The following is a 23423-nucleotide window of genomic DNA, read 5'->3' as shown; positions in this document are numbered from 1 at the left end:
TGGCGCGAAAAACTACACTGGGGGGATGACTTCGACCGCACCCGTCACCCTGCCCGCCATCGCCTTCCTGGGCGCCGGATCGATGGCCAGGGCCGTCCTGGCCGGACTGCTCAAGCCCACCGTCACGGTGGACGGCGGCATCCGCACCACCAACCGGTCAGCCGCCAAGGCCGCCGAACTCGCCGGCACCGCCGGGGTGACCGCGTGGGCGACCGAGACCGAACCCAACGCCAACCGTCTCGCGGTGAAGGGGGCCGGCATCGTCATCGTGGCCGTCAAGCCCGCGATGGTGCCCGACCTGCTCGCCGAGATCGCCGACAGCCTCGAGCCCGGCACCCTCGTCGTGAGTGTGGCCGCCGGAGTCACCATCGCCACCTTCGAAACGCACCTGCCCGACGGTGTCGCCGTGATTCGGTCGATGCCGAACACTCCAGCCGTTGTGGGTATGGCCGTCACCGGGCTGAGCGCCGGCACCCGCTCGACGGCGGTGCAGATGGAGCTGGCGACCGCCCTGTTCGAGACGGTGGGTGAGGTGTTGGTGGTGCCAGAGGACAAGATCGACGCTCTGAGCACCATTTCCGGATCCGGCCCGGCTTACGTCTTCTACCTCATTGAGCAGCTCACCCAGACGGCCATCGACAAGGGCTTCACCCCCGCCCAGGCGGCGACCATGGTCAACGGCACCTTCCTGGGCGCGAGCGCACTCCTGGCCGTGTCCGACCTGACCCCCACCGAGCTGCGCCGCCAGGTGACCAGCCCTAAGGGCACCACGGAGCGGGCCGTGCAGCAACTCGAAACCGGCGACGTCAAGGGCCTGTTCGACCGGGCGACGGATGCCGCGCTCGCGCGGGCCCGGGAACTCGCCGCCTCGTAGCCCCGCGTCGCACCGGGTTTCGACCAGCTCAACCAGCGGATGGGTCGCGTCAGTCTCGACCCGAGCTTAGGAGCCGAGGGCCGCGAAACGTTCTATGTCGCCCTCGGTGCCGGCGACGATGATGAGGTCATGGTCGGAGACCACCGTCTCGGCCGTGGCGTAGGTGAACGGGCGCCCCGGGCTCTTCACGCCCACGACGGTCACGTGATGCTTGGTGCGCACCCCGGACTCGGTGAGGTTCAGGCCCCGGATCGGCTTGGGCGGGTACATCTTCACCAGGGCGAAGTCGTCGTCGAACTCGATGAAGTCCAGCATCCGCCCCGATACCAGGTGGGCGACACGTTCGCCGGAATCGGCCTCGGGGTAGATCACGTGATTGGCGCCGATGCGTTCGAGGATCTTGCCGTGCGACTGCGAAATGGCTTTGGCCCAGATCTGCGGGATCTTGAGGTCGACCAGGTTCGCGACGATCAGCACACTGGCCTCAATCGAGGAGCCCACGGCGCAGACCGCAACAGAGAAGTCCTGGGCGCCGATCTGGCGCAACGCGTCAATGGACTTGGCGTCGGCCTGCACGGCGTGCGTGACTCGTTCCGACCACTTCTGCACGAGCGCCTCACTGCTGTCCACGGCGAGCACTTCGCGGCCCAACCGGTCGAGCTTGCCCGCGGTCGCTGCGCCGAAACGGCCCAGGCCGATGATGAGCACGGGAGCGTTCTGCTTGATCCGGTCAACCAACTATCGGCCTTTCCTCGGGGCGTTTGAACAACTGTCTGCTCTGGCTCGCTGCCAGCGCCGCCGCGAGAGTCACTGTACCAACCCGGCCCATGAACATCGTCGCCGCCAGCACATAGACACCCTCCGGGGGGAGCTCGGCAGTGAGCCCCGTCGACAGCCCGACGGTGGCGAACGCCGAGATGACATCGAACAGCACCACATCCAGTGCCTGCTTGGAGATGTGCAGGATCAGGATGCTCGACACGGCCACGGTGGTCGCTCCCCAGAGCACCACACTCACCGCCAGGCGCAGGATGTCGCTGGGGATGCGGCGGCCGAAGGCCTCCATCTGCTCCTTGCCCTGGGCCTCGGCGAACGCGGCCAGGAACAGCACCGCCAGGGTGGTGACCTTGATGCCGCCGGCGGTGGAGGCCGAGCCGCCACCGATGAACATCAGCATGTCGCTGAGCAGCAGGCTGGAGCCGTGCAGGTCGGCGATGTCGATGGTGGCGAATCCGCCGGATCTGGTCATCACCGACATGAACAGGGACTGGAAGATCGTGTCGCCGGCGTTCAGGGACCCGAAGGTCTTCGGGTTGTCGAATTCCAGGATGATGTAGAAAATCATTCCCGACACCATCAGCAGCGTGGTCGTCCAGAGTGTGAGCTTGACGTGCACGGACCAGCGGCGGGGTGAGCGCCAACTGCGGGCGAAGGTCATCAGCACCGGGAAGCCCAGGCTGCCCAGGAACACGCCGACCATCAGCGCGCCGAGGAACCAGTAATCGTTGGCGAACTGGCCGATGCCGCCGGCGTTCGGGCTGAACCCGGTGTTGGTGAACGCCATCGCGGCGTAGTAAATGCTCTGCCAGAGCGCCTCGCCGGCGGGCACGCCGTCGATCAGCATCCGCGGGAACAGTAGCAGGGCGACGGCCGCCTCGATGACCAGGGTGCTGATGGCCACGGTCAGCAGTAGGCTGCCGACCTCGCCGAGGCGCACGGCCTGGCCCTCGTTGACCGGGCCCATGTGGATGCGCGACGGGTTCGAGTCGCTGGCCGCCATGAGCTTGGCGCGCAGGCCCAGCCGGCGGGAGATCACCAGGCCCATCAGGGAGGCCAGGGTCAGCACGCCGACGCCGCCGATGTTGACCCCGATGACCACCAGCGCGTTGCCGAACGGCGACCAGTGCGTGGCCATGTCCACGGTGCTGAGTCCGGTGACGCAGATCACCGACACCGCGGTGAACACGGCGTCATGCAGCGGGGTGTCGGTGTCGCCGGCCGAAGCGATCGGCAAGGAGAACAGCAGGGTGAAGAGCAGGATCAGCGAGGTGAAGACGAGAAGCGCGAACCTGGACGGGGACCTGCGCACCAGGCCGTCGACCGAGTCCCGGAGGTGCCCGTACCAGGTGTTGGAATGCTGCGTGAAGCGTGCGGTGGGGGCCTGCGTTTTCATTCGAATCGCCTTGCCTGACCTGGGGTCGCTGACAACTTGTCATAGCACCCGCACCCGGAATGACTAGCCTTGGGGCATGGCAGACATCTTTGGCGTAGTGGCGGACTCGACCCGACGCGATATCTTACGCATTCTCCTCGAGCGCTACAACCAGTCCAGTGCCGCCCAGGGGGAGCTGAGCGTCTCCGACATCGTCAGTTCGCTCGGGTTGAGCCAGCCGACGGTGTCCAAACACCTCAAGGTGCTGCGTGAGGCCGGGCTGGTCGGCGTGCGCGAAGAGGGCCAGCACCGCTACTACCACCTCGACTATGCCCCGCTCGAAGTGATCGAGGATTGGCTGATCCCGTTCCTCAGTATCGACGTGGACACCGTGCTCGCGGGGGTCGTCGATGACACCGAGGTCCTCAAGGATGAGCAGCGCGCCTTCGCGGCGGCGATCGGTAAGGCTTTCGCGGATACCTCCTTCCAGATGCAGCACGTGGTCAAGGACTCCGGGGTGAAGAAGAGCGTCAAGAAGTGGCGCAAAAGCGACTAGCGGGCGGCCGGGCTTCGCTTTACAGTGACGGGCACACTCACTCGTCGATAGCAGGGAGCCGCCCATGTCACGTGCGCTTCCCGACTCGCGACTCGACGATCTGCGCTTCCTCACCGTCGCCGAGGTCGCCGAGGTCATGAGGGTGTCCAGGATGACCGTGTACCGCATGGTGCATGCTGGTGAACTGCCCGCCGTGCGCTTCGGACGCTCCTTCCGGGTGCCGGAATCGGCGGTCCTGAGGGCAATCGAACCCACTCTCGGAGGAAGTGAGTCGGACGGGACTTTCTTTATCCGTTAGAATGGGGTTTTCGTGTCGGTCGCGAATCCCGCGGCTAAACCAAATCTTTGTGAGGTCCGTGTGGGTTCTGTAATCAAGAAGCGACGCAAGCGTATGGCGAAGAAGAAGCACCGCAAGCTGCTTCGTAAGACTCGCCACCAGCGTCGTAATAAGAAGTAGACGGTCTCGACCGTTCTACCTGAAAAAGCGCTAGGTCACTGACCTAGCGCTTTTTGCTTGCGTGTGCGGCCTTGATCTGCGCGATCTTCATGTGCATGATCGGCCAGCCGCGTGCCAGTGCGTAGCGCCGCAGCGTGGTGTCCGGATTCACGGCGACGGGGTTGCCGACGAGTTCGAGCAACGGAATGTCGTTGTGCGAATCGGAGTACGCCCAGCAGAGTGCCAGGTCGATGCCGCGATCCTCGGCGAGCCCACGAGCGACGACGGCCTTGCGGCCGCCGTGGCAGATGCCGTCGACGAGCTGACCCGTGAAGATGCCATCGACGGTGGCGAGTTTGGTGCCGAGCGCGCCGGTGAGGTCCAGGCGTTCCGCGATCACATCCGCGACCTCCTGGGCCGTTGCGGTGACCAGCCACACCTCGCGACCTGCCTTGAGGTGGGCGTGCGCCACGGCGACGGTTTCCGGCCAGAGCCGGTGGATGAGCCGGCTGTCGAAGATGTCGTGGCTGAGGCCGACGAGTTCGTCCCTGGTGTGCCCGGTGATGATGTCCATGGCCCGCATCCGCAGCCGGGCGATATTGACCCCGTCTTCGCCGACCGCCAGGAACCGGGTCTGATTCCAGCCGAACGCGAGGATGTCGGCCAGCGAGATGAACCGCAACCGCCAGGCGCCGACGCCCAAGTGATAGAGGCTCGCGTCGCGCAGCAGCGTGTTGTCCACGTCGAAGAACGCGATAGCGCGGGGACCGGATTCGTCGGACATTGCGCTTGAGTCTACCCACGGTGTCCGCAGCGCAGCGGCCTAGGCTGGGGGTATGTCCACCGCGCACCTGACCCTGATCGGCAAGCCGGGATGTCACCTCTGTGACGACGCTCTGGCCGTGGTCACCGCGGTGCTCACGGAGCTGACTGCCGAACCCGGCTCCCCGACCGTGCTGCTCGAGGAGAAGTCGATTCTCGATGACCCCGAGCTGCACGAACTGTATGTCGAAGACATCCCGGTGCTGCTCATCAACGGGCTGGTGCACAACTACTGGCGCATCGACCCGGCGCGCCTGCGCACCGCACTCCTGGAGGTCCGATGACCATTCTGCATATCGTGTCCTGGAAGCTGGCGGCCACTGATCCCGCCGAAAAGGCCGAAAACGGCGCCCAGATGTCGGTTCGGCTCGGCGCTCTCGTGGGTGTGGTGGACGAGATCCGCTCGCTTCGCATCGGACCCGATGTGGTCGGCGGCGCCAACTGGGACGTGGCCCTCGTCGCCGAGTTCGACGACGAGGCGGCGCTGGGTCGTTACCAGCTGCATCCGGCCCACGTTGCAGCGGGCGCCTACGTGCGCTCGGTCACCGCCGAACGGATGGCCGTTGACCTCGTCGTCTGACTGACGCCCGGTCCCGCCCCGAGGCCGCGAGAGCGGGGTTGTGGTTGCTTCAGGGGTGTTGTGGTGACCGTTGTGCCGCTTTCGCGGTCTGGGCACGGGGTGTGTGGTGTTTGTGGCGCGAAAAAACGGCCGAGCGGGTGCTCGGCCGTTTTTCGTGTGGTGCGGGGTGTTACTTGGTGTTGACGGTGATGGTGGCGATGCCGACGAGGAGCTGGTCGGCGACGGCGTCGGTGTTGAAGGTGGTGTTGAGCAGGGCGGCGGCGTCGGCGCTGATGTGCACGGTGGTGCCGGTGAGGATGGCGTTGTCGCCGTCCATCTTGAGGGGTTCGAGGGTTCCGCCGTAGAGGTCGAAGAGCTTGACCTGGGTGGCGGCGGATTCGCCGTTGGCGGTGACGTCACCGAAGAGTTCGGAGGTGCCGGGGTCGATGGTGAAGTTGGTCAGTTCGACGACGGTCTCGCCGGCGGTGAGGGAGAAGCCGCTTCCCTCGTGCTCGATGTTGCCCTGGACATAGGGGCGGTAGTCCTCGGCCGGGTCGTAGTAGTCCACGTTGCCGCCGGTGATGGGGAAGTGCAGGCTGCCTTCTTCGAGGGTGGCGGTGCCGACGGTGCCGGGGGTCAGGCCCAGGCTGGTGAGGGCGGCGGCGAAGTCGGCGTCCAGGAGCACGGAGGTGTCGACACCGGTGAGGGTGGGGATGGAGGCGACCGGGGTGGGGGTGGCTTCGGCGGAGCTGCTGGAGGACGAGGAGCTGGACGACGACGTCGACGCGGTGCCCTCGTCGGTGGAGCAGGCGGCGAGGCCGGCGACGAGCAGGCCTGCGGTGGTGAGGCCGAGTGCGGTCTTGGTGAAGCTGCGCATGATGAAGTCCTTTGCTGTGGAGTGTGGGGGCTTGCTTGGTATGCAGGTGGTTCGGCCCCACGTCAGAAAAGGTTTGGTCTTAACGAAAAATCGCGCCTGTCCGTGAGACAGGCGCGATTTTCGCGAGCGGGAGGAGAGGTTACGGCTCCAAGCGGGTCGGCCCGCGGAACAGGTAGGTGACCTCACGGATGGATGCCTGGTGCAGCATCAGCATCAGCACGCGGGCCAGACCCATACCGAAACCGCCGTGCGCGGGCACGCCGTAGCGGAAGAAGTCCAGGTAACCCGCGATCTCTGCGGGGTCGACACCCTTCTCGATGGCCTGCTCCGTCAACACGTCGATGCGGTGCTCACGCTGCGCGCCGGTGGAGATCTCGGTGCCGTTGAAGATCAGGTCGTAGCTGTTGGTGAGGCTCGCGTCGCCCTCGTGGCGCATGTGGTAGAACGGGCGGATGCTCGAGGCGTAGTCGGTGAGGAAGACGAATTCGTGGCCGTAGGTCTCGGCGACGTAGGCCGCGATCTGGCGCTCGCCCTCGGGGTCCATGTCATCGTCGTCGCGGGGAACTTCGTAGCCGCGGCTCTTGACGATTTCCTTGGCCTCGGCCAGCGGGATGCGCGGGAACGGCGTGCTCGGTACGGTGACCTCGACACCGAACAGGGCGAGCACCTCCTCGCCGTGCTTGGCCTTCACCGCGGTGAACGCGGCCACGAGCAGGTCCTCGTGCAACTGCATGACGTCGTCGTGGCTGTCGATCCAGCTGATCTCCGAGTCGACGCTGGTGAACTCGGTGGCGTGCCGGCTGGTGAACGACGGGTCGGCCCGGAATGCCGGCCCCACCTCGAAGATCTTGCCGAAGCCGGCGGACTGCGCCATCTGCTTGAAGAACTGCGGGCTCTGCGCCAGGTAGGCCTTGCGGTCGAAGTAGTCCACCTCGAACAGCTCGGCGCGGGACTCGCTCGCGCTGGCCATCAGCTTCGGGGTGTGCAGCTCGATGAAGTCGTGCTCGATCCAGTACGTGCGCAGGGCGTGCTCGAACGTGGTCTGGATGCGGAAGATGAGGCTTGCCTTGGGCTGGCGCAGGTCGAGGAAGCGCCAGTCCATGCGCTTGTCCAGGCTGGAGTCCGCCGCGATCGGGGTCTCCGGGATGGCGTGGGTGACGACCTCGAGGGACGCCAGCTTGATCTCGATGCCGCCGAGCTTGACGCGCTCGTCGTGCTTGAGCTGCCCGGTCACCGTGACGAAGCTGCCCTGGGACAGGCCGGAGATGGTGGTCGCCGGCTCGTCGTCGACGACGACACCCTCGGCATCCGTGGTGCGTGGATTGACCAGCTGCACGGCGCCGGATTCGTCGCGCAAGACGACGAATTGCACCTTCTTCTGGTCTCGGACGGTTTCAACCCATCCGGACACGGAAACGAGACCGTCGTCGAGGGCAGCAAGGTTCTTGATCAGTACGCGCGCATTCACCCCCTGAGTTTAGCCGCACAGCTCTCGGCGAATTCGCGGGTGACCTCTCCGTAGACTGGAGCGTGTGGTAGCTAGCCAGGTACATCTCGTGCGGCACGGTGAGGTTTTTAACCCCGAGCGCGTGCTTTACGGCAGACTTCCCGGCTTCCGGCTGTCCGATTTGGGGCAGCAGATGGCCGAGGCGGCTGCCGCAGACCTCGTCGAACGTGGGCGACCCGTGGGGCGGATCATCGCGTCGCCGCTGCAGCGCACCCAGGAGTCGGCAGCCCCGATCATGGCGGCCTTCGGTCTGCCCATCCACCTCGACGAGCGCATCATCGAGCCCGCCAACCGCTTCGAGGGCAAGCGGATGCGCGGCCCCGGCGGCGCCCTGCGCGACCCGCGCACCTGGCCCAGCCTGATCAACCCGGCCCGGCCCAGCTGGGGCGAGCCGTTCGCGTCCATCTCTGCTCGGATGCTCGCCGCCATCGACGATGCCTTCCATTCGGTCGACGACGGTGACGTCGTTCTGGTCAGCCACCAGCTGCCGATCTGGATGGTCCACCGCACCCTGGCCCACGAACGCCTTGCCCACGACCCGCGCAAACGCCGCTGTGACCTGTCCAGCATCACCACGCTGTCGTTGCACGACAATGTGCCCGCCGAGGTCGGCTATGCCAGTCCCGCCGCCGCCCTGCTGGTGCCGGCCAACGATGTAGGTGCAGTGTGAGTCGTCGACCACGCCTGATTCCGGCCGCCCTGATCGGCCTCGTCAGCCTCGGCCTCGTGCTGACCGGGTGCACCAGCGACGACCCGCTCGCCGCGCAGTACCGGGAAGGCAGCGGCAAGGGCTACATCGCCGGCGACGGCAGCGTCACCGAAATCGCCGCCGACGATCGTGGCGAGTCCGTCGTCTTCGACGGGACCCTCGAAGACGGCTCAACGGTCAGCTCCGCCGACTACGCAGGCGAGGTCCTCGTGGTCAACTTCTGGTACGCCAGCTGCGCCCCCTGCCGCGCCGAGGCCCCGGACCTCAAGACGATCAGCGAGGAATTCGCCGGTCAGGGCGCCAGCTTCCTCGGTGTGAACGTGCGCGACCAGGCGCCCAGCGCCATCGCCTTCAACGAAAGCTACGAGATCAGCTACCCATCGGTGATGGATGTCGACGACGGCGGCCTGCAGCTCGCCTTCAGCGGCAGCATCCCCCCGAACGCCGTGCCCACCACCCTCGTGCTGGACTCCTCTGGTCGGGTCGCCGCGCGCATCCTCGGCCAGGTCAACTCGCCGTCCATCCTGGAAACCCTGATCAAGGACACGATTGCCGAGGACGGCTAGGCGTGGGCAATCCCTTCGGCGAGATCGTCTTCAGCGGGCAACTGTTCCTGGCGATCCCGATCGCCGTGCTGGCCGGTCTCGTCTCGTTCGCGTCCCCGTGCATCCTGCCGCTCGTGCCCGGCTACCTGGCCTACATCGGCGGGTTCGCCGACGGGAGTAGCGGGTCGAAGCTCTCCGCGCGCCGGGGACGCAACCGGCTGCTGCTGGGCGTGGCCCTGTTCATCCTCGGCTTCACCCTGGTCTTCGTGCTCACCGGCGTGGTGTTCGGCGTCGCCGGGTTCTGGCTCAACCAGTACCGCGACCTGATCACCCGCGTCGCCGGCGCCGTCGTGATCCTGCTCGGCCTGGTCTTCGTCGGTCAGTTCGGCGCGATGCAGCGCACCATCAAGACCTCCTGGCGGCCGCGGATGGGCCTGGCCGGCGCTCCGGTGCTCGGCGCGGTCTTCGCGGTCGGCTGGACCCCGTGCACCGGCCCCACGCTCACGGCCATCAACTCGCTCAGCCTGAGCACCGGCTCACCGCGGCAGGGCGGCCTGCTGGCGCTGTTCTACGCGCTCGGCCTGGGCATCCCGTTTCTGCTGATCGCCCTGGGCCTGAACTGGGCCACCGGGGCCGTAGCCTTTCTCAAGCGTCATATCCGAGCGATCAACCTGTTCGGCGGCGTGCTCCTGATCGTTATCGGGGTGCTCATGGTGAGCGGCGTGTGGAATGCCTGGCTCCTGAACCTGCAAGGGGTGATTGGCAGTTATGTCCCGGCCATCTGACCACATCGACTCCGCCCCGGCGCCCGCCGGCGACGGGGTCACCCAGCCCAAACTCGGTTTTGCCGGCACCCTGCGTTGGTTCTGGCGTCAGCTCACCAGCATGCGCACCGCGCTGTTCCTGCTGCTGCTGCTCGCCATCGCGGCGGTTCCCGGCTCGCTGGTGCCCCAGCGCAGCTCCGACCCGAACGGCGTCACCCAGTACTTCACCGACAACCCCGACCTGGCGCCGGTGCTCGACAAGATCCAGGCGTTCGACGTGTACTCCTCCGCCTGGTTCTCCTCCATCTACCTGCTGCTGTTCGTCTCGCTGATCGGCTGCGTCATCCCGCGCACCAAGCACCACCTGCAGGCCCTGCGCGCCAAACCGCCCAAGACCCCCGCGCGCCTCGGCCGGCTGGCCGGCTTCACCACCCGCACGGCCCCGGCCGGCACGGATGCCGCCACCGCCGTCGCCTCCGCCCGCACCGTCCTCAAGCAGGGCCGCTACCGGGTGGCGCTGTTCGAGAGCCCCACTGAGTTCTCGGTCTCGGCCGAGCGCGGCTACCTGCGTGAGACCGGCAACCTGGTCTTCCACTCCGCCCTGGTCGGTCTCCTCGTGGTGGTCGGCTTCGGCAGCGGCTTCGGCTTCAGCGGCCAACGAGTGCTCGTGGAGGGCCAGACCTTCGTCAACACGCTGCTGGCCTACGACTCGTTCAACCCCGGCCGGTTCTTCGACGACACCGAACTGGACCCGTACACGCTCACCCTCGACGACTTCACGGTGAGCTACGAGACCGCGAACCTCGAGGCGTTCGGCCAGCCCGTCGACTTCACCGCCGGCGTCACGGTCACCCCGCGCGGCGGCGAGGCCGAGCCAGGCGCGGTGCGAGTCAACGATCCGCTGCGTACCGGCGGCACCAGCGTCTACCTGCTCGGCAACGGCTACGCGCCCACCATCACGGTGAAGGACCCTGAGGGCACAGTGGTGTTCACCGACTCCGTGCCGTTCCTGCCGCAGGACGCCAACCTCACCTCGCTGGGCATCGTGAAGGTGCCGGACGGCCTCGCCGAGCAGGTGGGCCTGGTCGGCTTCTTCTACCCGACCCAGGACGAGAGCAGCACCGGCTCGTACTTCTCCAGCTTCCCCGACCTCGAGTACCCGGTGCTCACCCTCAACGTGTACGCGGGGGACCTGGGCCTGGACGAGGGTGTGCCCACCTCGGTGTACTCCCTCGACACCGACTCCATGGAGCCGCTGGCCACCCGCACGAGCGACATCCAGCCGCTCGAACTCAAACCCGGTGAGACCCAGGAACTGCCCAACGGGCTGGGCTCGGTGACCTTCGAGAACGCCACTCCGGATGCCGCGGCGGGAGACTTCTCGGGCTCGGTGCCGCGGTTCGCGTCGTTCGATATCCACCACGACCCCACCCAGGGCTGGGTGTTGCTGTTCGCGGTGCTCGTGCTCGGCGGCCTGCTCACCTCGCTGTTCGTGCCGCGCCGTCGGCTCTGGGTGAAGGCCATCGACCAGGCGGATGGTTCGGTGCGGCTCGAATACGCCGGCCTCGCCCGCGGGGAGGACCCGGCCCTGGAGTCGGCCGTCACCGCCCTCGCCGACCGGCACATCGCCCTGCTGGAACGCTCGGCCCCGGTCGTTTCACCCATCGAACCCGCTTAGGCTGTACTGGTGAATCTGAACGAGCTCTCGATCCTCAGCCTGTACTCGGCCATGGCCGTCTACGCGTTGGCGTTCATCGCCTTCTCGATCGACCTGGCCAAGCGCAGCTCTGCGGTGGACGCGGCCGATGTCGAGTCCGCCAAGGCCCGAGCGGGCGAGGCCGCCTCCGTGGGTTCGGCCGGCGGTACCAGCACCCTCACCCGCATCAGCGCCCGGATGGTCAACGATGCGGCGACGCCGTACGGCCGCTCCGCCAGCCTGCGGGTGGGCGTCTCGCTGACCGTGCTCGCCTGGGGCCTGCAGCTCGTGGCCACGGTGTTGCGCGGCATCGCCGCCGAGCGGGTGCCGTGGGCCAACATGTACGAGTTCGCGATGACCGGAACTCTCCTCATCGTCACGGTGTACCTGCTCCTGCTGACCCGCATCGATCTGCGGTTCCTCGGCACCTTCGTCACCGGACTTGTCCTGATCCTGCTCGGCATCGCCCAGCAGTACTACGTGGAAGTGGCCCCGCTGCCGCCGGCTCTGCAGTCGGTGTGGCTGGTCATCCACGTGTTCGTGGCGTCTCTCGCCACCGGGTTCTTCGCCCTCGGCTTCGCGCTCTCGTTCGTGCAGCTGCTGCAGTCCCGCCGCGAGGACCGGGTGGACACCGACACGCCCGGCCGGCTCAAGTTCCTGAGGACCCTGCCGTCGGCGGTCACCCTGGAGAACCTGGCCTACCGCACCAACATCATCGGCTTCATCCTGTGGACCTTCACCCTCATGGCCGGCTCGATCTGGGCCGAGCGGGCCTGGGGCCGGTACTGGGGTTGGGACACCAAAGAGGTCTGGACCTTCATCATCTGGGTGATCTACGCCGGGTACATCCACGCGCGGGCCACCAGGGGCTGGCGCGGATCGCGGTCGGCGTGGCTGGCGATCATCGGCTTCGCCGCCGTGATGTTCAACTTCGGCGTCGTGAACGTGTTCTTCAAGGGCCTGCACGCCTACTCCGGCCTGTAGCCCGCGGCGAGGCGCGCCGCCTGATTACTCGGCGAGCAGGGCGTGCACGCGGCTGATGCGGGCGAGCCACCAGTCACGGCGCTCAGGGCTGGCCGCATAGGTGTCGAGAAGGTCGGCATCCGGCACCACCCGGCGCACCGGGATGCTGCCGTCAACGGGCAGCAGCGGCTCGTGGGTGACGTCGGCGGCCAGCAACGACGCGGTGGCCAGGCCGCAGTCATAGTCGAGCTCGGGCAGGGCAGCCGCCAGGAACGCGCCCATCGAGATGCCGACCGAGGTGTCGAGGGCGCTGGAGACGATCAGCGGCAGGCCGGTCTCGGCCTGGATCGCGAGCACAGCGCGGATGCCGCCGAGCGGCTGCACCTTGACCACCAGGAGGTCGGCTGCGCCGGAGCGGGACACCAGCAGGGGGTCGGACTCCTTGCGCACGCTCTCGTCGGCGGCGATCGGCAGGTCGAGGTAGTCGGTGCGGCGACGGATCTCCGCCAGCTCGTCGATCGACGCGCACGGCTGTTCGACGTACTCGAGGTCGAACTCGGCCAGGGCGTGGATCGCGTGCTCGGCCTCGTCTAGGTTCCAGAGCCCGTTGGCATCCACCCGGATGCGTCCCTCTGCGCCGAGTGCCTTGCGCACCGCGCGCACCCGCTCCACGTCTTCGGCGAGGGTCTGGCCGGGGTCGGCGACCTTCACCTTGGCGGTGCGGCAACCGGGGAACCGGGCCAGCAGTGCGGGCACGTCGGCGGCGTCGATGGCCGGAACCGTCGCGTTCACCGGAACCCGGTCGCGTCGAAGGGCCGGGCTCTCTTCCCAACCGAACTCGAGCGCAGCCCGCAGCCAGGCCGACGCCTCTTCGTCGTCGTACTCCACGAAGGGGGAGAACTCGGTCCAGCCGGCCGGCCCCTCGATCAGCACGGCTTCACGGCTGGTGAGGCCGCGGAAACCGGTGACGAGGGGGAGGTCGACCACGCGGGCGGTGGCGAGCACGTCGTGCAGTGAAGGGAGCATGGCTCTAGTGTGCCAGCATCCGCGGGTCCGCCCCTGAGCCGTTCATTCGGTGGAATCGGCGACGAACGTCTCCTCGGGAGTCAGCGTCACGTCCGGACCGTTGGGCTGCACGTCCACGATGGCGATCGCGGTGCCCGGAGAGATGAGCAGATAGGCATCCTGATAGCGCCCGGCGCCGCTGTTGACCCGCAGCCAAGTGGGCACGCCGGCCGCCGCCGCGTCGGAGATCTCGGCTCGGAGTGATTCGAGCGTGCGGTCGCCGAGCGTGTACGGCTTACCGCCGTAGACGATGTCGATGCGGGTCACGAATCATCCTTACCATTCGACGTGGATCCCAGGCGGTGCGGCTCCGGCACGATCTGCAGGCCACCCGATGAATTCGCGGTGAGCATCAGCGCCTCGATCCAGTCGCGGTTGAGGCTGGGCGAACGACCGCCGAAATACTTGTAGGCCAACGGGATGCTGGGGTGCATCCAGATGGTGCTCCGTCCGTCACCGCCCTGCGGGTCGTCTCGCCAGGTGAAGTAGAAGCACTCACCCCGGCGCAGTTTGGCGCCGATCACCACCTGGATGTGCGCGAGCACGCGATCATCGAAATCCGCCGTGAGGCTCGAATCGTACGTCAGCTTGCCCATTGCACCACTCCGTTGATAGGGGTAGGTGTCACGCTACGCCGGTTTTCATTTCTAGTCCCTGAGATATCGCTCGAGTCGTGGCACCTTTAGGAGGGCCAAAGCTCGCTTCTCGATCTGTCGGACCCGCTCCCGCGTCACGCCCTGGATGACCGCGATCTGGTCGAGGGTGCGAGGTTCCTCACCGGTGAGACCGAACCGGGCCGTGAGGATGGACCTCTCCCGGTCGGGCAGGGCATCGAGATAAAACGTGATGTCGGCAGCCCGCAGTGTGATGGTGGCGCACTCGTCGGGCTGGGGCAGGTCGTCGTCGATGATCAGCTCGGCGATGTCGCCGATGCCGTCGCCGACCGGTGCGTGCAGTGAGATGGGCTCGTTGTCGTACTGCAGCAGGCGGGACACGTCCCGCACCGCGATCTGCGACAACTCGGCGATCTCCTTGAGCGTCGGTTCCCGGTCGAGGGTGCTGGTGAGGTCGCGGCGGATGCGCTTGATCTTGTTGAGCTTCTCGGCGGTGTGCACCGGGATGCGGATCATGCGCGACTTGTCGGCCATGCCGCGGTGGATGGCCTGGCGGATCCACCAGGTGGCGTAGGTGGAGAACTTGAAGCCGGTCATGAAGTCGTACTTCTCCACCGCCCGCACCAGGCCGATGTTGCCGTCCTGCACGAGGTCCATGATCGGGACGCCGCGGCCGGAGTAGTGCTTGGCGATGCTCACCACGAGACGCAGGTTGGCCTCGATGAAGTGGTTCTTCGCCCGCCGGCCCTCGAAGACCAGACAGGTGAGTTCGCGCTTGAACTCGGGGTTCACCGGGGTGCCCTCGGCTTCCGCCCGGTTCATCTTCTCCTCGGCGAACAGGCCCACCTCGATCTTGCGGGCCAGATCCACCTCGTCCTCGGCCGAGAGCAGGGGGCCCTTGCCGATGCGGCGCAGGTAGTCGCCGAAGGCATCCGTGGACGCCCGGCTGTAGCGGGAGGTGGCCGCGGCGCTGGCGGCGGCCGACGGAGAATACGACGACGGGGTCGACTCCGGCGGCGCTGCCGGGGTCTGAGTTGTGGCGCGAGCGCTCGCACGGGTGGTGGGCGGCTGGACGATGGTTGTCATGCGAGGACCCCCCGGGGGAGAAGACTGGCTGTGGCACGGTCAAAGGAAGTGAAGTAGGCGCGTTCCCGCGGACGACCGAGGTTGGTCACCTCGAAGGCGCTGCCGACGATCTGGATGAAGCCGAGTAGGGCGGTCGGGTCGTCATGCTCGATGCCATGGTCCGCGACGCGCCACTCCGTGGGGGAGAGTTCGGTGATCTCGACGTCGCCGAGGCCGAGGGCCGCGTCGTCGACGGTGCTGCCGGGTGAGGGTCTGGGGTTCAGGACAGGAGCTGTGTAGGTTTCGGCGCTGGTGACGGGTGCGTGTTCGGGTAACGCGGTGTCGGGTGCCGAGGGGCTGTTGTGAAACATGACCACCTCCAGGTCTTTCGGGTGACATAAGTACACAGCTCGGCATCTAGCCCGTTCAAGGGGTTGACGGGGACTCCACCGAGGAGGTACACCTGAATAGCCCTCATGTCTGGTGTGAGCGGTCCCAGCTGTGGATGGGTCCACGCCCGTGCCCCGCCCGGACCCGGTGACCTACCCGGCAGCCCGAGCCCGCCGCGTAGTCTGGGGGCATGCCCGAACTGGTTTCAGAGATCTTCGACCCGACCCAGTGGCGTTCGGTGGATGGCTTCGGCGCTCTCGCCGACATCACCTATCACCACGACCTCACCGGGCGCATCGCCCGCGTGGCCTTCAACCGGCCGGAGGTGCGCAACGCCTTCAGGCCGCAAACCGTCGACGAACTCTACGCCGCCCTCGAGGACGCCCGCACCAATCCGCACATCGGCGTGGTGCTGCTCACCGGAAACGGCCCGAGCGCGCGCGACGGCGGCTGGGCGTTCTGCTCCGGCGGCGACCAGCGTATCCGCGGCAGGGACGGCTATAAGTACGGTGAGGGCGAGACCGCCAGCGGCATCGACAAGGCCAGGGGCGGCCGGCTGCACATCCTCGAGGTGCAGCGTCTGATCCGTTTCATGCCCAAGGTCGTCATCGCCGTGATCCCCGGCTGGGCGGCGGGCGGCGGGCACTCCCTGCACGTGGTCTGCGACCTCAGCATCGCCAGCGCCGAGCACGGCAGATTCAAGCAGACCGATGCCGATGTCGGCTCCTTCGACGGCGGCTACGGCAGCGCATACTTCGCCAGGCAGGTGGGCCAGAAGGCGGCACGGGAGGTCTTCTTCCTCGCCCGCGAGTACTCGGCCCAACGCGCCCTCGAAATGGGCGCGATCAACGCCGTCGTGCCGCACGCCGAGCTGGAGAACGAGGCGCTGGACTGGGCGCGCACCATTCTGACCAAGTCGCCCACGGCCATCCGGATGCTCAAGTTCGCCTTCAACGCCGTGGACGACGGCATGGTCGGGCAGCAGGTCTTCGCGGGCGAGGCCACCCGCCTGGCCTACGGCACCGACGAGGCCGTCGAGGGCCGGGACTCGTTCCTTGAGAAGCGCGAACCGGACTGGTCGCCGTACCCCTGGCAGTTCTAGGGGATCCGGTGAGGGCCGTCCGCGTCGTTCCCGTCGGGGATCCGCTGCACCTGCTGACCGAGTTGCGCTTGGCGCTCTCCGCCACCGGTGACGCGCTGCTGCCGGTGCCGGTTCCGTCGCCTACGGCCGAGAACGGAACCGGGGCCGACCGGGCCGGGCTCGGACCGGTGCCACGCCGAGTGGCCGTGGTGATCGAGACGTCGGGCTCGACGGCCGCGCCCAAACGGGTGATGCTCAGCACCGACGCGTTGCTCGCCTCCTCGGCGGCGTCGAGCGTGGCCCTCGGCGGCGACGGCCAATGGTTGCTCGCCCTGCCCGCCCACTACATCGCCGGGGTGCAGGTGCTCGTGCGGTCGATCGTGGCCGGCACCGAACCCGTTCTGCTGCCGCCCGGCCACTTCGATCCCGTCGTCTTCGCCGAGCACGCCCGCCGCCTCGTCGAACCGTTGCGGTTCACCTCGCTGGTTCCCGTGCAGCTGGTCCGGCTGCTGGATGCCGCCGACGCCGACCCGGCGATCCTGACCGTGCTGCGGCGCTTCACCGGCATCCTGGTGGGTGGCCAGGCCGTGGCCCCGGCACTGATCGACCGGGCCGAACGGCAGAAGATCCGCGTGTTGCGCACCTACGGTTCGTCCGAGACCGCCGGCGGCTGCGTGTACGACGGCGTCCCGATCGGCAACACCGTGGTGCGTGCCGTCGACGGTCAGCTCGAGATCAGCGGCGCGGTGCTCGCCGACGGGTACCTCGGCGATGAGGATCGAACCCGTGACAGATTCCGGGACGAGGATGGCGTGCGCTGGTACCGAACGGGCGACCTGGGTGCGGTCGCCGCCGACGGCACCGTGAGCGTCACCGGCCGCGCCGACAACGTGATCGTCTCCGGCGGTGAGAAGGTGTCGCTCGACGCCGTCGAGGCCCTGGTGCGCAGCCTCCCCGGGCTGGGCGAGGCCGTCGTGGTGCGCGCCGCCGACCCGGTCTGGGGGCAGACACCGGTGGTGGTGCTGGTAGCCGCTGCGTCGCCGGCGTTGGAACCCGTGCGCGCCGCCGCGGCCTCGGCTCTGGGCCGCGCCGCCCGCCCCTCTCGCATCGTGACCGTCGCGGCCCTCCCGCTTCTGGCCTCGGGCAAGCCGGACCGGCAGGCGTTGGAAGCGTTCATCGCGCGCTGAGGGTCCGGCCGGAGGGCTGCCCGGCGGTCAGGCGGAGACCCGGCGGAGACCCGGATGCGGCCGGTAACATGAGGGCGTGGCACATGGAGCGCGGCCGAACGAGCCGAAACAACAGAAGTCCCGTCAGACCGGCCAGAACGGCGCCCGGAACACGGCACCGACCGGGCCCAAGTACCCGGCGAAGTCGGGCAACCCGGCCCGGAAGAACGCTGCGAGGACCGGACCCGCACGCAGCGGGCCGGCAACTGCCGGTGACTGGATCTCCGGCGCGCGCCTCCGCACCCTGCCGCTGGCCGTCGCGCCGGTGGCGCTGGGAACCGGAGCTGCTGTCGTGGCCGGTGGCGCCGGCGAGTTCCACTGGGTGCGGGCGCTGCTCGCTCTGGTGGTGGCGGTGAGCCTGCAGATCGGCGTGAACTACGCGAACGACTATTCCGACGGCATCCGCGGCACCGACAACCACCGGGTCGGCCCGGCTCGCCTCACCGGCGGCGGAGCCGCCAAGCCCCGCGCCGTGCTCACCGTGGCGCTGGCCTTCTTCGGCATCGCTGCCGTCGCCGGCCTGGTGCTCGTGGTCGTGAGCCAGTACTGGTGGTTGCTCGCCGTGGGCGCCCTGGCCATCGTGGCGGCCTGGTTCTACACCGGCGGCAAGAAGCCGTACGGCTACCTGGGCCTGGGTGAACTGTTCGTGTTCGTCTTCTTCGGCCTGGTGGCCACGGTCGGCACCACCTACGTGCAGGTGGGCACCGTCAACCTGGAGAGCTGGCTGAGCGCCGTCGCCATCGGCCTGATCGCCTGCGCGGTGCTGATGGTGAACAACCTGCGCGACATCAAGCCGGACAAGGCCGCCGGCAAGCGCACCCTGGCCGTGTGGATCGGCGCCAGGGCATCCCGCGTGGTGTTCTGCGTGTTCCTGCTGGTGCCCTTCGCCATCGCGGGTTTCTTCGCGCTGTTCTACCCGCTGGCCTGGTTCACCTTCTTCGTGCTGCTCCTGGTTCTGCCGGCTTGCCTGATCGTGGCGACCGCGAAGACCGCGAAGGAACTGATCCTGGCCCTCAAGCTCACCAGCATGGCGGCGCTGCTCTACGGCATCACGCTCGGGCTGGCCTTCGCCCTCTAGCAGATGGCCGGTGCGACGCCGGCTCAGCGGATGACTACGAGCGGATGACTACGGCGCGGGCGGGGTGCGGCCGACGTTGGTCTGGGTAGCCGCAGCGCGGTCGACGGCGGCGTCCTCCGACTCGGCATCCGGGTGCACGGGCTCCTTGTCGCGGTGCCGCACCTCGTAGAGACCGCGGGCCACGGTTTCGCGCCGGGCGCGCAAGAAAATGTAGGACAGGCACAGGCCGATCACCGCGGCGAGCAGCGCCGCCAACCAGCCCTCGATGCCCAGCAGTGACAGCACCACGAAGGGCACGACGAACATCAGGACGCGGAGCACGGTGAAGACCAACCAGGCCGGAACAGCTTTCATACCTGCAGCTTAAACCGTGCCGCTGAGAGTACTCACCGATCTCTCGGCTGACCGGCCTACAATTAGCAGCATGTTCCGCCTGTTGTTCGGCCTCGGAGTCGTCGTCGTCATTCTCACCGTGTATGCGGTGGTGGATTGCGCGCTGTTCGACCGCAATCGCATACGTGGCGTGCCCCGGTGGGCCTGGATCCTGATGATCATCCTGCTGCCGGTGATCGGTGCCGTGCTGTGGCTGGTGATCGGTCGCGGCCGCCGCAGCACCGCCGCGAACACCGGCGGCCGGGTCACCCGGTCGATGGCCCCCGACGACGACCCCGACTTCCTGCGCGGCCTGGACCGCGTGAAGGACCAGGACCAGCGCATCCGCGACCTCGAGCAGGAACTGGCCGACTTCGACAAGATGGACCCGCCGGCCGACGACACGTCCCACCCCGGCACCGCCGGAGTCGACCCCAAGAAGACCGAACCCGGTGAGGGCGACCAGCCGGGCCGACGGGATGCCTGAGACCACCGACGTCTCCGGCTCGACCACCCTGCCTGACACCGCACCCGTGCGTCAGGTCACGCCGAGCGGCAGCCCGGCCACCGACTTCAGCGTGGCGTTGCTCGCCGAGTTCGTGAGCCTCGGTGTGCGCGACATCGTGCTCAGCCCGGGGTCACGATCCCAGGCGCTGGCGCTGGCCGCCACCGAATTCGAACGGCTCGGCCTGCTGCGCCTGCACGTGCGCATCGACGAGCGCGGGGCAGGCTTTCTCGCGCTCGGGCTCGCCATCGAGAGCGGTCTCCCCGCGCTGGTGGTCTGCACCTCCGGCACCGCCGTGGCCAACCTGCATCCCGCGGTGCTCGAGGCACACCACTCCGTGGTGCCCATGATCCTGCTCACCGCCGACAGGCCGGCCGAGCTGCGGGGCATCCGTTCGAACCAGACCACCGTGCAGCCGGGGATCTTTGCGGACGCCGTGCGTCTCTGCGAGGACGTGGCGGCCCCCGACGGAACCGTGGGGGAGTCGGACATCGCAATCGCCCTCGCGCGGCTGGCCTACACGACTGCGCAGGGTACCCAGACGAACAACCCCGGCCCCGTGCAGCTGAACCTGGCGTTCCGCGAGCCGCTGTCGGCCGCCGTCGAGCTCGAGGCCGTCGCCGCTGCTGCGTCCCTGCCGGGCCGGCCGGATGCGGCGTCGGCCGCCGATCCGCCGCATCCGTTGCCACCGGGTCCCCGCACCGTCGTCGTCGCCGGCGCCGGCGCCGGCCCGGCCGCGGAGGAGCTGGCCCGCCTCGCCGGCTGGCCGCTGATCGCCGAGGTCTCCAGCGGCGCCAGGTTCGGCCCGAACCTCGTCGTGGCCTACCGCGAACTGCTCGGGGACGCCGACTTCGGCGGTCAGGTGCAACGCGTGATCGTGTTCGGCCACCCCACTCTCAGTCGGGAGATCCCGGCGCTCGTGCTGCGTGACGACGTGGAGACCATCGTCGTGGCCCCGGCCGGCCTCGAGTGGTACAACCCTGGGCACCGGGTGGCGAAGTTCGCGCGCGCCGTTGCCGCCACCGACGAGGCTGTCGCCGTGGCGGGAACCCACGAGGCCAGGGCCTGGGCGGGCCGGTGGGTGATGGCGAGCCGGAGCATCCTGGCCGAGGACACCGAGCTCGACGCCCCGGCCTTCAACACCCACGGCCTGTCCAAGGCCGAGTTCGCAGCGATGAAGGCCCCGGTCACCCGGGCAATGCTCGCCGACGCGGTGTGGCGCGCCTCCTGGCCGCACGACCGCCTGGTGCTGGGCGCGTCCAGGCTGATCCGCGAGCTGGACAGCCGGGTGACGGGCAAGAAGATCCCCGTGCACGCCAACCGGGGTCTGGCCGGCATCGACGGCACCATCGCCACGGCGCTGGGCATCGCGTTGGCCAGCCAGGCGGGCCCGCATCCGCTGTCGACGGGCACGACCCGGCTGCTCGTGGGCGACGTGACCTTGCTGCACGACGCCGGCTCACTGCTGATTGCGCCCGGTGAGGTGCGGCCGCGGCTGCAGGTGATCGTGGGCAACGACGGTGGTGGCACCATCTTCGACGGCCTCGAGGTGGCGACCACCGCCGCCCCGTCCGCCATCGACAGGGTGCTCTTCACCCCGCAGCAGGTCGATCTCGAGGCTCTCGCCACCGCTTACGGCTGGGACTACGCGCGGGCGGCGACCCGCAGCACCCTGGAGAGCGCCCTGACGGCGCCGGTGGCCCGCCCGACCCTGCTCGAGGTCCCCCTGGCCCGCTAACTGGAAGCTTGCCTTCTGTTGCCGGTGCGGACACCCGCGCCCGGCTGCTCTCTGCGCGACAGGCGGTGCGGGGCGGTGGCGGGTTTGGTACCGTTGCACTCATTCCGTGCCAGACGCGCGGGAACGGCCAAGGAGTGCCCCATGCCCGGTAGGACCGCACCACCCGCACCCGCCGCCTCTCCGCCGGCCAGGGTCAAGGCAGACACGCTCGCCCTGTCCGCCATGATCGTCGGCGTTGTCGCATTCCTCTGCGGCTGGATGCCCGTGCTCGGCCTGATCGTCGGCAGCGTCGGCGTGATCCTCGGCCTCCTGACCAGGCGGCGCTCGAACCGTCCGGAGCTCGGCCTGACCGCTCTGATCCTCTCGATCCTGGCGGTGTTGACCAACATCGTGGTCGACGTGATCGTGGTCGTCCTCATTGTGACCCAGGCCAACAACCTGCCCGCCTAGGCCCGGTCGGCACCGGCTCGGGCGCGCGGAACATCCGCTAACTGTGCCCGAAGCGGACAAGTGCGCGCGGTGTGCCGGGACCATTTTGTCCGGAGCGGGAACAGTTGCGGGCTACGACCGGCCCGGAGAGCCCCGAGTGGCGGTCAGCCGAAGGCCTCGACAACGGGGCGGAACTTCATCTTGGTTTCGGCCAGCTCGCGGTCGGGGTCCGAGTCCAGGACGATGCCGCAGCCGGCGTACGCCGTGATGTCGCCGGTGGGGGAGACCTGTGCGCAGCGCAGCGCGATGGCCCATTCGCCGTCGCCGTCCGCGCCGACCCAGCCCACCGGACCGGCGTAGCGTCCGCGGTCGAACGGCTCCAACTCGCGGATGAGCGCGAGAGCGTCCAGCGTGGGGGTGCCGGCGACCGCCGCGGTCGGGTGCATCGCCGCGATCAGGTCCAGGGAGGTGGACCCGTCGCTCAGGGTGCCCTCGACGTCGGTGGCCAGGTGCCACAGGTTGGGCAGCTTCACCGTGAACGGGATCTCACTCGTGGTCAGCACCGAGGTGTGCGGACGCAGCGCGGCGAGCACACTCTGCACGGCGAACTCGTGTTCGTCGCCGTCCTTGCTCGAGGTGGCCAGCGCGAGGGCGGCCTCGAGGTCGGCGGCGGCATCCGCCCCGCGGGAAATGGTGCCGGCCAGTACGCGGGCGTTGACCTCGTTGTGATCGGCCCGGATCAACGTCTCCGGGCTGGAACCGACGAGTCCGTCGACGGCGTAGGTCCAGCAGTCCGGGTAGCCCAGGGCCAGTTCGGTCAGCAGCAGACGCAGGTCGGACTCGGCGGGCAGCCGGCCGACGAGGTCGCGGGCGAGCACCACCTTGCTCAGCTCCTGGGCGCCGATGTGGTCCACCGCGGCGGCGACGGCCGCCCGGTAGTCGGCCGGCTTCAGGGCGCCGGGCAGCAGGGAGATGCGGTACTCGTCACCGAGCGGGTGCAGCGCCAGCGGAGTCTCGGGGGCGGCCTGGCCGGTGGGCCAGATCCGGGTGACCCAGCACTGACCGTCCTCGCGGCCCACGATCAGCTCGGGGACGATGAGCACGCTGGTCTGGCTGGAGGAGTCGTCGAAGGCGAAGGTGCCGAAGGCCAGCAGGCCGGTGCCCGTGCGCGCCAGCGGGTCGGTCACCGTGGCGGCCGCGACGACATCGCGCCAGGCGGCGGCGGCATCCGTCATGCGGGTGGGCCCGGAGAACTCGAGCCGCAGGGCAGTGCCGATGCCGGCGAGGCCCTGGTTGCGGCGCATCCAGAGCAGCGGCTGGCGCTCGTCGAGCAGCAGGATCAGCTGGCGAATGTCGGCAATCGGGGAGGTCTCAACCGTTAGAGCTGGCGCATTCACTTG

Annotated in this window: 29 protein-coding genes; 17 read left to right on the top strand and 12 right to left on the bottom strand. The window is 68.3% G+C overall.

Translation table 11 applies throughout. The annotated features are described in order from the left end of the window. The first annotated feature begins 25 nt into the window (after window positions 1–25). A complete protein-coding gene (gene proC / locus RCH12_RS03665) occupies window positions 26–874 on the top strand; it encodes a pyrroline-5-carboxylate reductase (RefSeq protein ID WP_088454959.1) in 849 nt (282 codons plus the stop codon). 66 nt (window positions 875–940) lie between these two features. Here the strand turns inward: proC and RCH12_RS03660 are convergent, their stop codons facing one another. Beyond that, window positions 941–1612, bottom strand: coding sequence for a potassium channel family protein (locus RCH12_RS03660; RefSeq protein WP_088454961.1), 672 nt, complete (start codon window positions 1610–1612; stop codon window positions 941–943). Continuing rightward, window positions 1605–3047: a TrkH family potassium uptake protein gene (locus RCH12_RS03655; protein ID WP_327016068.1), complete on the bottom strand. Its 1443-nt coding sequence runs from the start codon at window positions 3045–3047 to the stop codon at window positions 1605–1607. Before RCH12_RS03655 ends, RCH12_RS03660 begins: the two co-directional genes overlap by 8 nt. A gap of 76 nt (window positions 3048–3123) precedes the next feature. On the opposite strand from RCH12_RS03655, the gene RCH12_RS03650 reads away from it, so the two are divergent. The 3 genes from RCH12_RS03650 (at window position 3124) to RCH12_RS03640 (ending at window position 4039) form a co-directional block, all read left to right on the top strand. Beyond that, window positions 3124–3582, top strand: a complete 459-nt coding sequence (locus RCH12_RS03650) for an ArsR/SmtB family transcription factor (protein ID WP_088454963.1) — start codon at window positions 3124–3126, stop codon at window positions 3580–3582. A 64-nt stretch (window positions 3583–3646) separates the two neighbouring features. Next, entirely contained in the window at window positions 3647–3880 is a 234-nt protein-coding gene (locus RCH12_RS03645) for a helix-turn-helix domain-containing protein (protein WP_088454964.1), read from the top strand. Between the two features lie 60 nt (window positions 3881–3940). Continuing rightward, window positions 3941–4039 (top strand): 30S ribosomal protein bS22, encoded by a 99-nt coding sequence (locus RCH12_RS03640; RefSeq protein WP_003792170.1) that lies wholly within the window; start codon window positions 3941–3943, stop codon window positions 4037–4039. A 43-nt stretch (window positions 4040–4082) separates the two neighbouring features. Here RCH12_RS03640 and RCH12_RS03635 read toward each other — a convergent pair whose 3' ends face one another. Continuing rightward, complete coding sequence (locus tag RCH12_RS03635) at window positions 4083–4802, bottom strand: HAD family hydrolase (RefSeq protein ID WP_327016067.1); 720 nt, start codon at window positions 4800–4802, stop codon at window positions 4083–4085. A gap of 52 nt (window positions 4803–4854) precedes the next feature. Here RCH12_RS03635 and RCH12_RS03630 point away from each other — a divergent pair, with 52 nt between their 5' ends. Further along, complete coding sequence (locus RCH12_RS03630) at window positions 4855–5124, top strand: glutaredoxin family protein (protein ID WP_327016066.1); 270 nt, start codon at window positions 4855–4857, stop codon at window positions 5122–5124. Continuing rightward, on the top strand, window positions 5121–5420 hold the full coding sequence (locus RCH12_RS03625; protein ID WP_103430226.1) for a Dabb family protein: 300 nt from the start codon (window positions 5121–5123) through the stop codon (window positions 5418–5420). Before RCH12_RS03630 ends, RCH12_RS03625 begins: the two co-directional genes overlap by 4 nt. 169 nt (window positions 5421–5589) lie before the next feature. Here the strand turns inward: RCH12_RS03625 and RCH12_RS03620 are convergent, their stop codons facing one another. Beyond that, window positions 5590–6276 (bottom strand): hypothetical protein, encoded by a 687-nt coding sequence (locus RCH12_RS03620; protein ID WP_134493537.1) that lies wholly within the window; start codon window positions 6274–6276, stop codon window positions 5590–5592. 139 nt (window positions 6277–6415) lie between these two features. Beyond that, complete coding sequence (aspS, locus tag RCH12_RS03615; RefSeq protein WP_442784555.1) at window positions 6416–7729, bottom strand: aspartate--tRNA(Asn) ligase; 1314 nt, start codon at window positions 7727–7729, stop codon at window positions 6416–6418. A gap of 79 nt (window positions 7730–7808) precedes the next feature. Here aspS and RCH12_RS03610 point away from each other — a divergent pair, with 79 nt between their 5' ends. From RCH12_RS03610 to ccsB, 5 genes are read left to right on the top strand one after another with little or no spacing between them, the layout of a single operon-like run. Further along, window positions 7809–8453: a histidine phosphatase family protein gene (locus tag RCH12_RS03610; protein WP_103430988.1), complete on the top strand. Its 645-nt coding sequence runs from the start codon at window positions 7809–7811 to the stop codon at window positions 8451–8453. Then, on the top strand, window positions 8450–9058 hold the full coding sequence (locus RCH12_RS03605; RefSeq protein ID WP_327016064.1) for a TlpA family protein disulfide reductase: 609 nt from the start codon (window positions 8450–8452) through the stop codon (window positions 9056–9058). Before RCH12_RS03610 ends, RCH12_RS03605 begins: the two co-directional genes overlap by 4 nt. Window positions 9059–9060: 2 nt before the next feature. After that, complete coding sequence (locus RCH12_RS03600; protein WP_327016063.1) at window positions 9061–9822, top strand: cytochrome c biogenesis CcdA family protein; 762 nt, start codon at window positions 9061–9063, stop codon at window positions 9820–9822. Continuing rightward, a complete protein-coding gene (gene resB / locus RCH12_RS03595; protein ID WP_327016062.1) occupies window positions 9806–11479 on the top strand; it encodes a cytochrome c biogenesis protein ResB in 1674 nt (557 codons plus the stop codon). The genes RCH12_RS03600 and resB overlap by 17 nt, the downstream gene beginning before the upstream one ends. A 51-nt stretch (window positions 11480–11530) precedes the next feature. Next, a complete protein-coding gene (gene ccsB / locus RCH12_RS03590; RefSeq protein WP_327016097.1) occupies window positions 11531–12481 on the top strand; it encodes a c-type cytochrome biogenesis protein CcsB in 951 nt (316 codons plus the stop codon). A 24-nt stretch (window positions 12482–12505) separates the two neighbouring features. Here ccsB and RCH12_RS03585 read toward each other — a convergent pair whose 3' ends face one another. From RCH12_RS03585 to RCH12_RS03565, 5 genes are read right to left on the bottom strand one after another with little or no spacing between them, the layout of a single operon-like run. Next, a complete protein-coding gene (locus tag RCH12_RS03585; protein ID WP_327016061.1) occupies window positions 12506–13486 on the bottom strand; it encodes an o-succinylbenzoate synthase in 981 nt (326 codons plus the stop codon). Window positions 13487–13528: 42 nt separating this feature from the next. Continuing rightward, complete coding sequence (locus RCH12_RS03580; RefSeq protein WP_103430995.1) at window positions 13529–13792, bottom strand: hypothetical protein; 264 nt, start codon at window positions 13790–13792, stop codon at window positions 13529–13531. Further along, the gene (locus RCH12_RS03575; RefSeq protein ID WP_088454975.1) at window positions 13789–14121 is read right to left on the bottom strand and encodes a DUF7882 family protein; all 333 of its coding nucleotides are present in this window, start codon (window positions 14119–14121) and stop codon (window positions 13789–13791) included. Before RCH12_RS03575 ends, RCH12_RS03580 begins: the two co-directional genes overlap by 4 nt. A 51-nt stretch (window positions 14122–14172) precedes the next feature. Further along, window positions 14173–15225 carry a sigma-70 family RNA polymerase sigma factor gene (locus RCH12_RS03570; protein ID WP_103430996.1) on the bottom strand — a complete coding sequence of 351 codons (1053 nt, stop codon included), beginning with the start codon at window positions 15223–15225 and terminating at the stop codon, window positions 14173–14175. After that, window positions 15222–15575, bottom strand: a complete 354-nt coding sequence (locus tag RCH12_RS03565; protein WP_327016060.1) for a hypothetical protein — start codon at window positions 15573–15575, stop codon at window positions 15222–15224. The genes RCH12_RS03570 and RCH12_RS03565 overlap by 4 nt, the downstream gene beginning before the upstream one ends. Before the next feature lie 209 nt (window positions 15576–15784). Here RCH12_RS03565 and RCH12_RS03560 point away from each other — a divergent pair, with 209 nt between their 5' ends. The 3 genes from RCH12_RS03560 to RCH12_RS03550 all read left to right on the top strand — a co-directional run bounded on the left by RCH12_RS03560 (window position 15785) and on the right by RCH12_RS03550 (window position 18979). Beyond that, on the top strand, window positions 15785–16696 hold the full coding sequence (locus RCH12_RS03560; protein WP_103430999.1) for a 1,4-dihydroxy-2-naphthoyl-CoA synthase: 912 nt from the start codon (window positions 15785–15787) through the stop codon (window positions 16694–16696). An 8-nt stretch (window positions 16697–16704) separates the two neighbouring features. Beyond that, window positions 16705–17862, top strand: coding sequence for an AMP-binding protein (locus RCH12_RS03555; protein ID WP_327016059.1), 1158 nt, complete (start codon window positions 16705–16707; stop codon window positions 17860–17862). A 76-nt stretch (window positions 17863–17938) separates the two neighbouring features. After that, window positions 17939–18979 (top strand): 1,4-dihydroxy-2-naphthoate polyprenyltransferase, encoded by a 1041-nt coding sequence (locus RCH12_RS03550; RefSeq protein ID WP_327016058.1) that lies wholly within the window; start codon window positions 17939–17941, stop codon window positions 18977–18979. A 48-nt stretch (window positions 18980–19027) separates the two neighbouring features. Here RCH12_RS03550 and RCH12_RS03545 read toward each other — a convergent pair whose 3' ends face one another. Beyond that, window positions 19028–19333, bottom strand: a complete 306-nt coding sequence (locus tag RCH12_RS03545) for a DUF4229 domain-containing protein (protein WP_327016057.1) — start codon at window positions 19331–19333, stop codon at window positions 19028–19030. Window positions 19334–19403: 70 nt separating this feature from the next. Here RCH12_RS03545 and RCH12_RS03540 point away from each other — a divergent pair, with 70 nt between their 5' ends. The 3 genes from RCH12_RS03540 (at window position 19404) to RCH12_RS03530 (ending at window position 22044) form a co-directional block, all read left to right on the top strand. After that, complete coding sequence (locus RCH12_RS03540; protein ID WP_103460562.1) at window positions 19404–19838, top strand: PLD nuclease N-terminal domain-containing protein; 435 nt, start codon at window positions 19404–19406, stop codon at window positions 19836–19838. Continuing rightward, window positions 19831–21594: a 2-succinyl-5-enolpyruvyl-6-hydroxy-3-cyclohexene-1-carboxylic-acid synthase gene (menD, locus tag RCH12_RS03535; RefSeq protein ID WP_327016056.1), complete on the top strand. Its 1764-nt coding sequence runs from the start codon at window positions 19831–19833 to the stop codon at window positions 21592–21594. The genes RCH12_RS03540 and menD overlap by 8 nt, the downstream gene beginning before the upstream one ends. Before the next feature lie 141 nt (window positions 21595–21735). After that, the gene (locus RCH12_RS03530; RefSeq protein ID WP_327016055.1) at window positions 21736–22044 is read left to right on the top strand and encodes a hypothetical protein; all 309 of its coding nucleotides are present in this window, start codon (window positions 21736–21738) and stop codon (window positions 22042–22044) included. 143 nt (window positions 22045–22187) lie between these two features. Here the strand turns inward: RCH12_RS03530 and RCH12_RS03525 are convergent, their stop codons facing one another. Beyond that, complete coding sequence (locus tag RCH12_RS03525; RefSeq protein ID WP_327016054.1) at window positions 22188–23420, bottom strand: isochorismate synthase; 1233 nt, start codon at window positions 23418–23420, stop codon at window positions 22188–22190. Between the last annotated feature and the right edge of the window lie 3 nt (window positions 23421–23423).

It is taken from the genome of Cryobacterium sp. MP_3.1 (genome assembly GCF_035984795.1).
GTDB classification, from domain to species: domain Bacteria; phylum Actinomycetota; class Actinomycetes; order Actinomycetales; family Microbacteriaceae; genus Cryobacterium; species Cryobacterium zongtaii.
This window is presented reverse-complemented; position numbering and strand designations above follow the sequence as displayed.